Here is a 14434-nt window from a genome sequence, read left to right on the forward strand (position 1 = left end):
GCAAGTCTTTTTTGAAAAATCTCGTCTTTTTGGACAAGCGGTAAAATGAGGGAGATGAGAGGTGAAAATCCAGACATCAAAAAATCCCCGACCAGAGGTCAGGGATTTGCTCTTAGCGGGCGACAATCTTGCGGTAGCTGCGTGAAGTCAGCAGAAAGACCAGAATATAGGTCAAGAGGAAGACTCCGCAAGTTGCAAGTGTTGTCTGAATCAAAAGAGGAAGATTGGTCACACCCAATAGAGCAACAATCAAGCGCAACATGTGAAAGACCGCTGCTACATGTAGAAAAGCAAAGATGAGAGGTAGGAAGAAAACAGTCAAAATCTGCTTGCGAATGGTACTTCTAGTCTGCTTTTCATCTAAACCAACCTTTTGCAAGATGATAAAGCCATCGCGATCTTCATATCCTTCAGAGATTTGCTTGTAGTAAATCACGAGAACAGCTCCTAGAAGGAAGATAACGGAGAGGAAGACACCGATGAAGAGCAAGGTTCCAGTAAGTTCTTGATAGCTCTTTTCTGCACTATAACGGTCACTAGCCATTGCGAAGCTACTATCTTGAGCTTGTTCCTGATCCAAAGTGTCCCTCAACCCCAGTTGGACTTGCTCGACAAACTTTTTACTGCCCTTAGTCTCTGAAGCAACTCCAATGTAGTAGTAATGTTCCACATCGAGATTAACATCTTTGCTATCATTGACCACCATATAGAGCCCCTGTTCCATGGTTACATCGTTTGGATTAGGGATTTCCCCATGCGTGAAATTCGACGATAAAAGCTGCTTAATCTTCCAGTCCTTACCATTCACTCGGAGAGGCTTGTCCTTATTTAAGGAAATATTTTTCCCGTAAACTAGGGTTTCATCGTCTGCTAAGTCTATCTTTTCCCCTGTCATTTTTTCATAATCCTGGCGATTGATGATCGTAATCGTGCCTGCAGACTTGGTCAAGATACTTGTATCCGACTCCAGCTCTCTTTGCATTGGAACTGTCACATCATTACCAGCCAGTTTCGTAATGAAGGCTGATTGGTAGAGATAGGTAGTATAGCTTGGCTTCTTCAGACCTGTGTCCTGAGCGACTTGCTGGACCTTGTCCAACAGAGCCTCCTTCTGATCGGTCGATTTCGGCAAGACGACGCTGACATTGTAATCCTTTGGATGCAAGGTAGTAATATAATCCTGACCTCCAACATAGATATTGATTGTACCAACCAGAGTCACTAAGAGCATGGTAGATAGAATGGAGATAGTTGCCAATCCTGCTGCATTTTTACGCATCCGCGAGATGAGATTGGAAACAGAAATGAAATTTTGCGTTTTGTAATAGTAGCCTTTGCGCTTTTTGAGAAATTTCAATAGTGTAATAGAACCTGCATTAAAAAGCAGATAGGTTGCGATGATAACCATAACCACAGCTATAAAGAAATTGCCGATAGCAGCGACAGGTTTGGTAACGGTCAAAGCCATATAATAAGCCACACCCATGAGCAGGAGCCCCAGCAAGGTTTGCAGAAAAAGGAAGCGTCCCTTCTTCTCGCCTGCTTTCTTTTCTTTCATTAGATTAAGAGAGCTATAGCGTAGAAGACGCGTAGAGTTGAGCAACAAAATCACCGCAAAAGCGACACCCAGACTAGCTAGAGTCATCCAGACGTTCCGCCATTGGAAGGTCGAGGCAAGAACTGCCGGCATTCCCATCAATTTCAAAAGAACTGCGTAGAGCATCTTATCTAAAGCTAGGCCAGACAAGATACCCAGACCGACTGTAACCAGATAAAAGACACAGAGTTCAAAGAAGGTCATGACTAGCAGATGCTTTTTCTCCATGCCCAACAGACTATAGACTCCCAACTCTCGGGAGCGGTTTTTCATGACGAAACTATTAGCATAGGTAATGAGGATAAGGACGGCAATCTGAATGACATGGATACCAAACTGCAAGGTCATGCGAGCTGCCGAACCGCCATAAGAGGTCTCCATATTGGGGCTATAAGCTAGTGAGACAAAACTATACAAAATCGCTGTTGCCAGTACCGTCGCCAAAGCAAATGGATAATACAAACTGCGATTTTTAACCAGATTAGACAAAGCCAGTTTACTCGTTAGTTTGAACATAATTGCCCACCTCACTTGCCATAACTGTCAGAGTGTCAGAAATCTCTTGGAACATCTGCCGCTCGGTCTTGTCACCGCGGAAGATTTGATTATAAAGAATCCCATCCTTGATAAAGAGCACCCGCTTGGCGCGGCTAGCCGCCGCCGTTGAGTGGGTCACCATGAGAATAGTTTGACCACGGGCATTGATGTCGTCAAAGACATCCAGCAGGGCTGCCGAAGATTTAGAATCCAAGGCTCCCGTCGGTTCGTCCGCCAGCAGAATCTCAGGGTCTGTGATGATGGCCCGAGCCACTGCAACCCGTTGCTTCTGACCACCGGAAATCTCATAAGGAAACTTCTCTTGGAGTTTATTAATCCCCAGCTCGTTGCAAGTCGTGACCAGCTTTTGCATCATCTCGGTAATGGGACGGCGAGAGAGGACCAGAGGCAGGAGAATATTATCCTTGACCGACAGGATGTCCAACAGATTGAAGTCCTGAAAGACAAAGCCTAATTTCTCCCGGCGGAAGCTGGAAGCCTGGCTGTTTTTGATGGTTGCCGTGTCAGTTCCGTTTAGAAAGACGCGGCCCTCTGTTGGCTTGTCCAACATAGCTAAGATGTTGAGCAGGGTGGATTTACCAGAGCCTGACTCCCCCATGATGGCGACATATTCACCTTTTTCTACTGTAAAGTGAATGTCTTTCAAGGCCTCCACTTGGCTGCCCTGAAATCGAGTTTTATAAATCTTTTTCACGTGTTGTACGTCTAATAATGTCATCTTGCTTCCTTTCTATTCAGCAGGCTCCTATTAAAGCCCTGCTTTTAGCAGTATTTATGAACTGTCTCCTAATTGATAAGTCTATTTTATCTCAATACCAACCACCCTGCCATAACCTAAGCTTACATTTTAAAGTGCAATCTTACACTTTTGTAAGATGAGATGGACTTTATTTTACCCAAAAGGCAATCAAGGCAATTAGCCAAAGGTGGGCTGGATAGAAAATATAGAAGAAATATTTGCTCCACTTGCTGCTGGATCCTCGCTCACCATTATAGAAGTGCAAGAGGGGAAGAACACTGATAAAGAGCCAGTCTGAATTATAGAGCAGCATCGATAGCGTGTCCTGCAGAGTTGGATAAATTTGAATACTCATGGCAAAGAGAACTCCCGCCCAAACTACATAGGACAAGTTTCTGAAAAAGACTTGATTTCTAAAAAGGTAGGTCAAGATCATGAAAGGAAGCAGAGCCATGCCGCCTTCGCTAAAGAGAAGCCCCGCCAGCAAGACTAATACTCCTGCCGCTATCCGCAAACCATGCTTCCTATCCTTAGCAGCTCCGCCATTTTCAGAAAAACCAAAGAAAAGACTCAGCATGAGGACCCCGCAGGCCAAGGTCAGGAAGATATTGTGACTGAGGTAGATGCCCTTTTCCTGAAAGAGAAGCGTCAGGATACAGTTTCCTGTCTGCATCAGGGCTGCCCAAAAGAAGAGCCGCATATTGTAAGCCAGACGATTGCGAGTGTGGAGAAAACCTTCCACTGCCATGAAGGCAAATGCTACTCCGACACAGCGGGTTAGGGCATGCAAGATGCCATCCCAACCATCCGGCACCAGCCCCGGTATCTGGCTGATATGGTCAAAAACCATAAGAAATGCCATGAAGAGCTTCAACTGAAAAGCATTTATACCTTTTGATTTCATTTTTCTATCTCCTTCTTATTTCTTGACTCTATGATAATAAAAAAGAAAGGCTGGTACCATAACCTAACCTTTCATTTGCTAGTTTTATTCTTACAATTTTGTCACTTTAAGAAATCTTGCAGGAGCATTCGTAAAAATAGGACAAAACCTAGTGACTTTTATGAGAACTCTCTTCTGCCTGCAACTGTTCTAAAAATCCTTTGACAGCTTGTCGGTCTGCTTCCGTTCCAGAGCCCTCTATGTTACAAATATGGCGGAGACCGTACTGCTCCACTATCTTATCCGTCGCCCCGCAAAAGGTCCGCGGATAACGCTTCTGATTGCCATTGATGACAAAGCCTTTGATTAGATGTCTGTACTTTCTGATGAAGCGCTTGGTCGTCCACGGAATCTGCCCAGCACCGCTATTTCTGCTGACTAAAATACAGGGCTCCTCCAGCTTTTTCCAGACTGACTGGCTAGGCAACCCCAGACTTTTAGCAAACTTCTTGCCCAAACCAGTCAGACTATCGTAAACCACTACTAGCAACTTTCTTCCTCCTACTCAAAGATCAATTTCTTCTCAGGAAAGGCGATGGAAACCGTCGTTCCCTGACCAACTTGAGAGTCTATAGCAATCTTGTGTCCCAGCTGGTCAGCAATTTTCTTGGACAGATAAAGACCTAAGCCTGAGGACTGCTGGGTCAAACGACCATTGTAACCTGAGAAACCACGCTCAAAAACCCGCAGCAAATCAGCATTTTGAATGCCCAGACCCGTGTCCTTGATGTAGAGTCTGTCCTCATGAAAATAAATCTCTATGCTGCCTTCTTTGGTGTATTTAAGACTATTGGATAGGACCTGCTCCAAAATCACTAGAAACCACTTTTTATCAGTGACAATCGTGTGGTCTAGATCATGAAGATTGAGTCTGAGTCCTTGCTGAATAAAGAAAAGGGCATATTTCTTGACTACTTCTCTGACCAAATCAGCCAGATTTTCCTGCTTCAGAACTAGATCATCATGGAAGCTTTCCAGACGGAGGTACTGAAGCACCAGATGAACGTAGGACTCGATCTTAAAGAGCTCCTGCTCCAGCTGAGACTTAGCTTCCTTATCCTTCAAGTCACCAATCAAAAGTGAACTGGCAGCAATAGGAGTCTTGACTTGATGAACCCACAGAGTATAGTAATCCAGCAAATCATTGTATTTTTCCTGCTCAACCAAGAGCTGATTCTTCTGTTCGTACTCCAGCTCCTCCACTCTTTCCTGCAAAAGCTTTTCTAGAGGAGTCTGAGCCTGAGCAGAGGCCTGCAGCTTCTGGCTGCGATAAGCCTTATAGGACGTCCAAGCATCTGCTCCGATAAACAAAAGAGACAGAAAAGCCAGCAAGAGCGCGACATATTCCAGCAGACTGCGGTAAGCATCAAAGACAAAGGCAAAGAGCAGAATAAAGCCTAGCAGCAGAATCAAAAGAGCTAGAAAAAATCGCCGCGAATAAAGGTAAGACTTAAGAAAGAAAAATTTATCCTGTGTGTCCATTGATGAGACCGTATCCTATTCCTTTTTTGGTTTCGATGAAATTCTTCAGTCCGTGCTCTTCAAGCTTCTTACGCAGGCGAGCCACATTGACCGATAGGGTATTGTCGTCGATGAAAAAGTCACTGTTCCAGAGTTCCTTCATCAGATCATCACGCGCTACGATACCATCTGCGTGCTCAAAGAGGACCCGCAAAATCTGAAATTCGTTCTTGGTCAAGGTCACCACTTTCCCATCAAAGACCAGATCAGTCGACTTGAGATTGAGAATGACACCCTGGTGCTCCAAGAGACTCTGGTCGTTTCCAAACTCATAGGAACGGCGCAGCAAGCCCTGAACCTTAGCCAGAAAGACATTATTGTCAAAAGGTTTGGTCACATAGTCATCTGCCCCCATATTGATAGCCATGACAATGTCCATGGACTGATCGCGAGAAGACAGAAACATGATGGGCACCGTTGAAATCTTGCGGATTTCCTGACACCAGTGATAGCCGTTAAATAAGGGCAGGCCGATATCCATCAGCACCAGATGCGGCTCCTCTCGAACAAAGACAGTCAGCACATCCATAAAGTCCTCGACTGCCACTACCTGAAAGCCCCATTGTTCCAGCATTTTCTTAATCATCTGACGGATGACTGGATCATCTTCTACTAGTAAAATCTTGTGCATCTTTCCCTCCCGATTGCTTGCTAGTAACATTATACCAAAAAATGCGCTTGCTTGTTTATCATCCTCAGTCTAAGGTAGGATTTTTCTGGAAAAGAGAAATTCTATCAGAAAAATATGCTATACTAACTAGTAGAAATTGGAGATATAACATGAGCAATATTTTTACTTACCTTGAAGAAGTGCAGCATGACAGCATTTATGATAAACCTTTTAATGAACTGGATCTGCTAGTTCTGACAGAGATGACCTACTTGCCTTTTGACCAACTAGTGCATGAAGACATGTCCCCCTACTGCGACTGCCGGCTGCTGGATTTGGCCGACCAAGTACCGCGTGACCTCTCCATGATGGTCAGCAAAAACCGACTAAAACTGCTAGATTTGGCCGCAGCCTCTACCCGCTTTAAAAATCTAAAACTGATGGGCTATGTCAATGATGTTGACCAAGATATCCAGAAGCAATTCGCTGCCTTGATTTTCAAAATCAAGCCCGATACCTATGTCCTGGTCTTTCGCGGCACAGACGACTCCATTGTCGGCTGGAAGGAAGACTTCCACATGACCTATATGGCTCAAATCCCTGCTCAGAAAATGGCCGCCCGCTATCTGCAAAACGCCTTAGAAAATCTGCCCGGTAACTTTATCCTAACCGGCCATTCCAAAGGAGGAAACCTGGCTTCTTATGCAGCCAGTCAGATGGAAGCATCGCTTCAAGATCGTATTGAAGCCATCTACAGCTATGACTCTCCCGGTCTCAATCACTCTGTCACCGAAAGCGATGGCTATCAGGCTATGGTTGAAAGGATGAAACGCTACCTGCCTCAGAACTCCATCGTTGGCATGATGCTGGAAACACCTAAGGAAGCTAGGATTGTCAAAAGCAGTGCCATTGGCGGCTTTGCCCAGCACGATACCTTTTCGTGGAAAATCAAGGGAGACTCTTTCCTATTGCTGGATACACTAGATGCAGAGAGCCTGCAGATTGACAAAACGTTTAAAAATTGGGTGAGCTCCGTTTCAGATGAAGAACTTAAAGACTTTTTCGACCTCTTTTTCGGACTGATTTTGGATGCTGGTATCCAGTCTGTCGATGAACTGTCCAATGTTGAAAACTTTAACAAAGTCCTCGATATCCTGAAAAATGCTCAATCTCTAACAGACCAAGAACGTGACATGCTGCTGCGCTTGTCCAAGCTCCTGCTGAATATGCGTGTTCAAAGCTGGAAGGATGACATTAGCATACCTAATCTTTCTGAAATTGGCAAGGATATCCGAGAAAATCTATCACGCTGGAGTAGGCAGTTGCCTTTCGGCCAGTCTGAGACTGACAAAAAGGAAGAGACTGCTACAGAAGTTCACGAGTAAAATCGCAAAAGTCCTCTTTATCTTATCCAACAGAAAACTTGGCCTTTCCATACCAAAAAAGAAACAAGCTCTTATCTTGACAGCTTGTTTTTTCTTTGTTAGAATGTAACAAACCTATTTACAACTAAATAGTGATAAAAATTAGAAAGGAAACCATCATGAAATCTATCAAAGGAATCGCCCTTATTGCTGTCAGCATAATCCTGACCATCTATGCTTGGGCTTCAGCTGGAATGACCAACTTTATCGTACCCGGTCTGGCCTTAACTACCCTTTCGCTGACCTTTTTACTTGCGACTCGGAACGCCCTTTTGGAAAAATGGTTCCATGGCATCGAAAAGATGTACGCCTATCATAAGTTTACAGCTATATTTTCCGTCGTTCTGCTTGCTCTACACAATGTTGCCATGGGCGGCAGTCTCTGGGGATCTCATTTAGCAGCTCAGCTTGGGAATGTCGGCATCTATCTCTTTGTCAGCATTGTCCTAGTGGCCTATCTCGGCAAGCACATCAAGTATGAGGCTTGGCGCTGGATTCACCGCTTTGTCTATCTGGCCTATATCTTTGGTCTCTTTCATGCTTATATGCTGATGGGCGGTCGACTCCTGACACCGACCTTGCTAGGCTTCGTAGTCGGATTCTACGCTATCATCGGTTTAGCTTCTGGCTTTTATATCATCTTCCTCTATCAAAGTTTGGCCTTTCGCCATCTGGGAAAAATCATTCAGGTCAAACGCCTAAACCACGATACCGTGGAGTTGAAGATTCAACTCAGTCAAAAACTAGATTACCAGTATGGGCAGTTTGCCTTCATCAAGATTTTCCAAGAAGGATTTGAAAAAGCGCCGCACCCTTTCTCTATCTCTGGTGGCCATGACAATATCGTCTACTTTACTATCAAGAACTCTGGCGATCACACTAAGAAACTTTATGACAAGATCCAAGAGGGAACCAAGATCACCATTGACCGAGCTTATGGTCACATGATTCTGGACCAAGGGCAGGAAAAACAAATCTGGATTGCTGGTGGGATTGGCATTACGCCCTTCATCTCCTATATCCGAGAAAATCCTAATCTGAATCGTCCAGTCAGCTTCTACTATGCTTACACTGGAGCTGAAAATGCTGTTTACCTAGACCTACTCAAAGACTACGCAGCCAAGAATCCGCAGTTTGATCTTCATTTGGTCGATAGCAAGGTCTCCGGCTATTTGGACTTCAAGAATTATCCTCTGGACGACAAAACTACGGTCTTCATGTGCGGACCTGTCAAAATGATGGAGAAACTAGCCGACGAATTTAAAAAGACCAATCCTAAAGCAGATCTGGTCTATGAAGGCTTTAAATTTAAATAAAGAAGGCAAAAAGAGGAGTTCAATCCTCTTTTTTAGTCTATTTTGATTCAGTAGATTTTGAAAAAGATAAAATTTCTATCACTCAATATCCAAAAATAGACTTTTCAAACTACAAAAATATACGGAAAAGATTAATTCCAATCAGAATAAGAAAGAGAATTGAAAATCCGATAAACAAGTATTTAAAATACTTTTCATTAAGTGGCTCGCCATAGCGACTATAGATAGAACTGTTCTATCCTACTACTTTGCCTGATATTAAAGATGTAGATTTACTTCTAAACATATTGTATCAAAATTTTCATCTATACCAAAGTCTATATAGAGTATGACTCTTACTTCAAGATTTTATCGTTTTTCGATATGTTTTTCTTGAAATACAATAAAAATTGGATTATAATAAAAATAAAAGGAAAAGAAAATCTACTGCCGGCTGATTTTCGATAGAGGTAAGCATCATGAAAAAGATTGAATTAAAAAATAATTCTTTGCTCAAAGATATCGTTACTCTTCTGAATCTTATCATAGTGGGTTATGCTGCTATTCTGGTCTTTCTTACTATCCTAAGTGTGATTTCTTACACCGGTCTTTCCGACAGGTTGGGAATGAAGCTCAATGTTCAATTTCTGCCCTCAGATGATTTTTCAAATTTGTGGAGTATTTTAGCCTTTGTTATAAATCTTCTCACAGCTTCTTTGACTATTTATCTCATCTATCTTGCTCGTAATTTCATCAAAAATTTGATTGGTGGAAAGATTTTTGATTCATCAAACACGCAACTAGCTGATAAGGCATGGAAAGTATTTCTGGCTCTGACCTTTCTTTCCGTTAAGGTTGCTGCATCAGGCAATCCCATCGCCCTCCCCTTCTCTTTTAACGCCAGTATGAGCTTTACACCTCTCTTGGGCGCTCTGATTATTTGGCTGATGATGAAGATTCTGGAAAAGGGGATTGATATAGCTGAAGAAAATGAATTTACCATCTAGGAGGCTGCTATCATGATTATTGTTAATCTTGATGTTCAGCTGGCCAAGAAAAAGATGAAACTGGGTGAATTAGCCGATATCATCGGCATTACCAACGCCAACCTTTCCATTCTCAAAACGGGCAAGGCTAAGGCTATTCGCTTTAGCACCCTCAATGCTATCTGTGAAGCCCTTGATTGCCAGCCCGGAGACATCCTAGAATTTACAGATGATGAAGAATAAAAAAACTCCCGTCCTAGCCGATTCCATTCAGCTGAGGAGGGAGTTTTGCTTTTCTATTCAATCATTTGTGTTTCGGCTAGTTTCTTATACCAGTGAGCGGATTTCTTCGGATAGCGTTCCTGGGTTTCAAAGTCTACGTAGAATAAGCCGTAGCGTTTTTCATAACCGTTAGACCAAGAAAAGACATCCATCAGAGACCAGATAAAGTAGCCCTTGACATTAGCCCCGTCCGCAATCGCATCGGATAAAACTTCCAGATGCTGCTTGACGTAGTCGATCCGAGCATCGTCGTAAACCGTATTGTCCACAAATTCATCTTTATAACCCAGACCATTTTCTGTGATATAAATCTTCTTGTAGTTGGGATAATCTTTCTTAATCCGCATGATTTGGTCATAGAGACCTTGCGGATAGATAATCCAATCCCAATCAGTTTTTGGTATATGGGTTGGAGACTCTCTGCTCCCTACTCCCTTAATCTGGTACTTAGAGCTTCCCTTTTCGCCTTTTCCGTTATGGATAATTTCTGTTTCACCGTCAAAGTCGCGCATCCAGTCACTCATATAGTAGTTGATGCCGAGGAAATCATTGAGGTCTTTAGCTGCTTCTAGAGCCGCAAAGTCTTCATCTCGCAAATCCAGCTGGCCACCATTGACCTTAAGGATGTGATTCACTCCTGCCAGAGTTACATCTGAATAGTGTCCCAGATAAGTCGCATCTAGGATAAATTTGTTATGAATAATATCTTCCAACTCTGCTGCTCTGACATCTGCTGGATTTTCTGGATCGTAAGGATATTTTGTCGGAAGTGCATGAACGACACCGATTTCACCCTTGTAGCCCTTGTCCTTATAGAGCTTAACAGCACGGGCATGGGAGACCATCATGTTGTGATGGGATTGGAAAACCTTGGCCAAGTCATACTGGATTCCTGGCGGGAATTTTCCTACTAAGTACTGACCATCGCCAATGGGACCAATTTCATTGAAAGTTGTCCAATAGCGAACTTCTGGAAATTCTTCAAAACAGAAAGCCGCATAGTCCACAAAGTGCTCAATATTTTCCCGATTGAGGAAATCGCCATTTGAATGAAGAGCCTCTGGTGTATCAAAGTGGTGAAGGGTCACAAAAGGTTCTACATGATGTTTGTGGCATTCTGCGAAAAGATTATGGTAAAATTCCACACCTTTTGGATTGACCTCGCCATAGCCTGTCGGGAAAATCCGTGACCAAGCAATGGAGATCCGAATCCCATTGACACCATACTCTTCAGCCAATTTCAGATCCACAGGGTACTTATGGTAAAAGTCACTGGCAGGTTCTGCCGTGTACCAGTAGTTATCCTCTAGGTATTTATCCCAAGCAACTGGTCCTTTTCCATCTGTGTGGGTTGCTCCCTCAGCTTGATAGGCTGCTGTTGCACCACCGAAAATAAAATCTTTAGGTAAGCTTTTTGTCATCTTATTTTCCTTTCAATAGCCTTTGAGGTGAAACAAGTGAGTAAATAGGTAAGTAACAGGGGAATTGAACTTTGCTTCACCTCAAATGAACTAACAAATTAGTTGTTGAATTGCTCCTGAACAAAGGCCAGTGCTCCTTTACCATCACGGGTTAGTTTGATGTATTGGGCGCCTTCGGTCTTAGCTAGCTTGATCCCCAATTTATCAGTTTCCGCCTTCATGTCTTCAAAGTTTGAAGCAACTTGAGGAGCCAGGATAACCAGGTCAAACTCAGGCAGCATTTCACGGTGAGCACCGTATCCACCCGCTGCTGCTTTGACAGGAACATTGTATTCAGCTGCTGCTTTATTCAAAGCGTTGGCCAGCAATCCGCTAGTACCACCGCCTGCACAGAGCACCAGAACATTGGTTTCTTCGCTAATATTGTTTTGCGCTGGAGCTTCTTCATCCACACCTGCTTTTTCAAGGATAGCGTCCGCTTTAGCAGTATTAAAGTTAGCTGCTACTTTTTCTTTAAGAGCATCATTAGATTTGCCAGAACGTTCTTCTTCTAAGATTTGTTCATCATAAACCTTGACAAATGGATAGTAAATAATCACATCCACTACGACAAGAAGAGCTGCAAGAACAAAGGACAGAAGCTGGAAGTTGGTACCCAGCACAATTCCCAGAGGTCCAGGTGTCACCCAAGGAAGGTTGGCTGAGAAGGAGTTCATGTTCAACGTATCAACAAAGAATTTGAAAATCCATACGTTTGCGATAGGAGCAAAGATAAATGGAATAAAGAAAATCGGATTCAAAACGATTGGTGCTCCAAAGAGAATAGGCTCATTGACACCAAAGAAAGTTGGGACAACAGATGCCCGTCCAATTGCACGGTTACGCTCGGACTTACAGACCCACATGAAGAGGAATGGAACGATCAAGGTCGCACCAGTACCACCCATGGTAACGATGAACATTTGAGTACCAGAAGTGATGACCTTATCCGCATGCTGGCCAGCTTGAACCAAAGCCAAGTTGGCATCAATATTGGCATAAGTAATAGCAGCAATGGCAGGCTCAACGATAGATGGACCGTGAATTCCCACAAACCAGAAGAAAGCATAAGCACCAAAGATAAGCGTGATTCCCAGATAGCCATCTGCCGCTGAGAAAAGCGGAGCAAGAAGCGTTCCAATGGATTCAGCAACAGTTACTCCCAGACTTGCTTTAACAAGCAGTTCCAAACCGTAGAGCAGAACGACTGAAACAGTAAATGGAATCAAGTCTTTAAATACTTGCGAGATATTTGGTGGAACTTCTTCTGGCATACGGATGGTAACATTATTTTTCACACAAACCTTGTAAACATTAACCGTAACAAAGGCTGCGATGAAAGCTGTCAAAAGACCTTTGGTTCCCATGAAGGCAGTTAGGAAGCCGCCTTCCTTGGCAGGCTCAGCAGCCATGAGGAGGAATCCGACCATAGAAGCCAGCATAGTAGACAAGAAGTTAATCTGGTTTGTCGCAGGCAGGTCGCGGTTGACAGAGTCTGTCAAAGCCTTTGCAGTGGTTCCACCCACAAAGAAAGCCAGAATCCCCATCGAATAGCTATAAGGGGTCATTAGGAAAGTTTCAATGTCCTTCGACCAGTGGAAACCCCAAGCATTTGGCACATAGGCAATCAAGATAAAAATAGATGAGAAGAGGATGACTGGCATACCAGCGATAAAACCATCCCGAATAGCACGGAGATAGATATTCCGAGAAATCTTCTCAAAGAAAGGCTTCCCTTTCTCAATAAGTCCGATGAGTTTGTTCATTATTTTACTCCTCTTTTGTATAGTTCAATCAAATGGTGCATCATGTCTTTTAGCAAAATGGTAGTCATTAGGTGGTCTTGGCCGTGCATCATGGTCACACTGTAAGCCAAGTCCTCACCAGCCGCTTCTTTTGTCAAGAGACTGGTCTGAGCATGGTGAGCTTCAGCGATGCAACCATTGGCTTCTTCTACCAAGGCATCTGCCTTAGCAAAATCCCCAGCCTCTGCGGCTTTCAATGCTTCCAGGAGCTTGGAGCGAGCATCACCAGCGTAGGCCACAATTTCAAAACCGAGCAATGTTACTTCTTCTCTATTCATGAGAGTTCCTCCTTGTATTCTTATGTGAAATTTTATTATTTTTTATTATAAAAGACGTTGAATATGCAGCACCAGGTAGACCCGTTCGCTGCGGTAAAGATCAATTCCCGTCTTCTGGGCAATGATGTGGTATATATCGCTTCCGACCTGATAGGCTTGAGGATAGGTCATCTGGATCTGACTTTCCATTTCCAGAAGGGAAACATTGTCATCACGGCTTCTGTCCAGATAGTCTAAAAAGTAGTTCAGGTGAATCATAAAACGGTCATAAAAATTGCTGTTTTCTGCACTTCTTTTAATGCCATTTTTCTTCAGCTCTGCTTCAACTGCAGCAAGAATATCTTTTCGCTTGCCCAAGTGACTTTGCCCCTCGGGATTGGTCTCCCCTTCAGCATTGATAAAGTGATATGCAATGCGATTGACCTCGTCGCTAGGGAAATGATCCAACAACCGCTCGCGGTATGTCGCTACTGCTTCCTGAGCAATCTGATAAGGGACAGGGTATTTGTCCGAAGCATCCGGCAGATCACTCTCCTTGTAGCGCCCCTGCTGCACAGCCTGATAAGAACAGTAGATGTGATCTGTCAGCGTGACATAGATATACTCCTGGACAGGGTAATCATACTTCTTAGAAAGGGTATCAATCACATCATAAGTCACTGTGATAAAGTCCAGTGGAACATCTTTGAGCAAGGCCACAAAGTTTTCTTTAGACTCTTCCGTTCTTAGGCGAAAAATTTTCTCAATCTTACTTTCAAGAACGATATCACCCTTCTTTTTATTAAAGGCTATACCACTGCCAATCAGAACAACCTCTTCACCATTTTCATGTTTGGCTAGAGCAACATTGTTGTTCATAGGATGTATGATTCGATACATATCTCCTCCTCTTCATTTTCTAGGGTTCTGGCAAAACAAAAAGACCACAAACAAACC

Annotated in this window: 14 protein-coding genes; 4 read left to right on the forward strand and 10 right to left on the reverse strand. The window is 43.5% G+C overall.

The window, feature by feature from the left end; genetic code table 11:
• Positions 1-112: 112 nt before the first annotated feature.
• The 6 genes from HMPREF9380_RS02760 to HMPREF9380_RS02735 form a co-directional block, all read right to left on the reverse strand.
• The gene (locus HMPREF9380_RS02760) at positions 113-2113 is read right to left on the reverse strand and encodes an ABC transporter permease (protein ID WP_004192997.1); all 2001 of its coding nucleotides are present in this window, start codon (positions 2111-2113) and stop codon (positions 113-115) included.
• The gene (locus HMPREF9380_RS02755) at positions 2094-2873 is read right to left on the reverse strand and encodes an ABC transporter ATP-binding protein (RefSeq protein ID WP_004192999.1); all 780 of its coding nucleotides are present in this window, start codon (positions 2871-2873) and stop codon (positions 2094-2096) included. Before HMPREF9380_RS02755 ends, HMPREF9380_RS02760 begins: the two co-directional genes overlap by 20 nt.
• 169 nt (positions 2874-3042) lie before the next feature.
• Positions 3043-3798 (reverse strand): TraX family protein, encoded by a 756-nt coding sequence (locus tag HMPREF9380_RS02750; protein WP_004193002.1) that lies wholly within the window; start codon positions 3796-3798, stop codon positions 3043-3045.
• 148 nt (positions 3799-3946) lie between these two features.
• Positions 3947-4327 (reverse strand): class Ib ribonucleoside-diphosphate reductase assembly flavoprotein NrdI, encoded by a 381-nt coding sequence (locus HMPREF9380_RS02745; protein WP_004193004.1) that lies wholly within the window; start codon positions 4325-4327, stop codon positions 3947-3949.
• A gap of 11 nt (positions 4328-4338) precedes the next feature.
• Positions 4339-5319 carry a sensor histidine kinase gene (locus tag HMPREF9380_RS02740; protein WP_004193007.1) on the reverse strand — a complete coding sequence of 327 codons (981 nt, stop codon included), beginning with the start codon at positions 5317-5319 and terminating at the stop codon, positions 4339-4341.
• A complete protein-coding gene (locus HMPREF9380_RS02735) occupies positions 5303-5989 on the reverse strand; it encodes a response regulator transcription factor (RefSeq protein ID WP_023916543.1) in 687 nt (228 codons plus the stop codon). Before HMPREF9380_RS02735 ends, HMPREF9380_RS02740 begins: the two co-directional genes overlap by 17 nt.
• 41 nt (positions 5990-6030) lie before the next feature.
• Between HMPREF9380_RS02735 and HMPREF9380_RS02730 the strand changes: the two genes are divergently transcribed.
• The 4 genes from HMPREF9380_RS02730 (at position 6031) to HMPREF9380_RS02715 (ending at position 9916) form a co-directional block, all read left to right on the forward strand.
• On the forward strand, positions 6031-7353 hold the full coding sequence (locus tag HMPREF9380_RS02730; RefSeq protein WP_004193010.1) for a DUF2974 domain-containing protein: 1323 nt from the start codon (positions 6031-6033) through the stop codon (positions 7351-7353).
• 158 nt (positions 7354-7511) lie between these two features.
• Positions 7512-8708, forward strand: a complete 1197-nt coding sequence (locus tag HMPREF9380_RS02725; protein ID WP_032907657.1) for a ferredoxin reductase family protein — start codon at positions 7512-7514, stop codon at positions 8706-8708.
• Between the two features lie 458 nt (positions 8709-9166).
• Complete coding sequence (locus HMPREF9380_RS02720) at positions 9167-9694, forward strand: DUF2975 domain-containing protein (RefSeq protein ID WP_004193014.1); 528 nt, start codon at positions 9167-9169, stop codon at positions 9692-9694.
• Positions 9695-9706: 12 nt separating this feature from the next.
• Positions 9707-9916, forward strand: a complete 210-nt coding sequence (locus HMPREF9380_RS02715; protein ID WP_004193015.1) for a helix-turn-helix domain-containing protein — start codon at positions 9707-9709, stop codon at positions 9914-9916.
• 53 nt (positions 9917-9969) lie between these two features.
• Here the strand turns inward: HMPREF9380_RS02715 and lacG are convergent, their stop codons facing one another.
• The 4 genes from lacG to HMPREF9380_RS02695 form a co-directional block, all read right to left on the reverse strand.
• Entirely contained in the window at positions 9970-11376 is a 1407-nt protein-coding gene (lacG, locus tag HMPREF9380_RS02710) for a 6-phospho-beta-galactosidase (protein ID WP_004193017.1), read from the reverse strand.
• A 98-nt stretch (positions 11377-11474) separates the two neighbouring features.
• Positions 11475-13181: a lactose-specific PTS transporter subunit EIIC gene (locus HMPREF9380_RS02705; RefSeq protein WP_004193019.1), complete on the reverse strand. Its 1707-nt coding sequence runs from the start codon at positions 13179-13181 to the stop codon at positions 11475-11477.
• Complete coding sequence (locus HMPREF9380_RS02700) at positions 13181-13498, reverse strand: PTS lactose/cellobiose transporter subunit IIA (protein WP_002894735.1); 318 nt, start codon at positions 13496-13498, stop codon at positions 13181-13183. The genes HMPREF9380_RS02705 and HMPREF9380_RS02700 overlap by 1 nt, the downstream gene beginning before the upstream one ends.
• Before the next feature lie 45 nt (positions 13499-13543).
• Positions 13544-14377: a PRD domain-containing protein gene (locus HMPREF9380_RS02695; protein WP_004193021.1), complete on the reverse strand. Its 834-nt coding sequence runs from the start codon at positions 14375-14377 to the stop codon at positions 13544-13546.
• Between the last annotated feature and the right edge of the window lie 57 nt (positions 14378-14434).

The sequence above is a fragment of the Streptococcus sanguinis SK49 genome, assembly GCF_000212815.1.
Classification (GTDB): Bacteria; Bacillota; Bacilli; order Lactobacillales; family Streptococcaceae; genus Streptococcus; species Streptococcus sanguinis_C.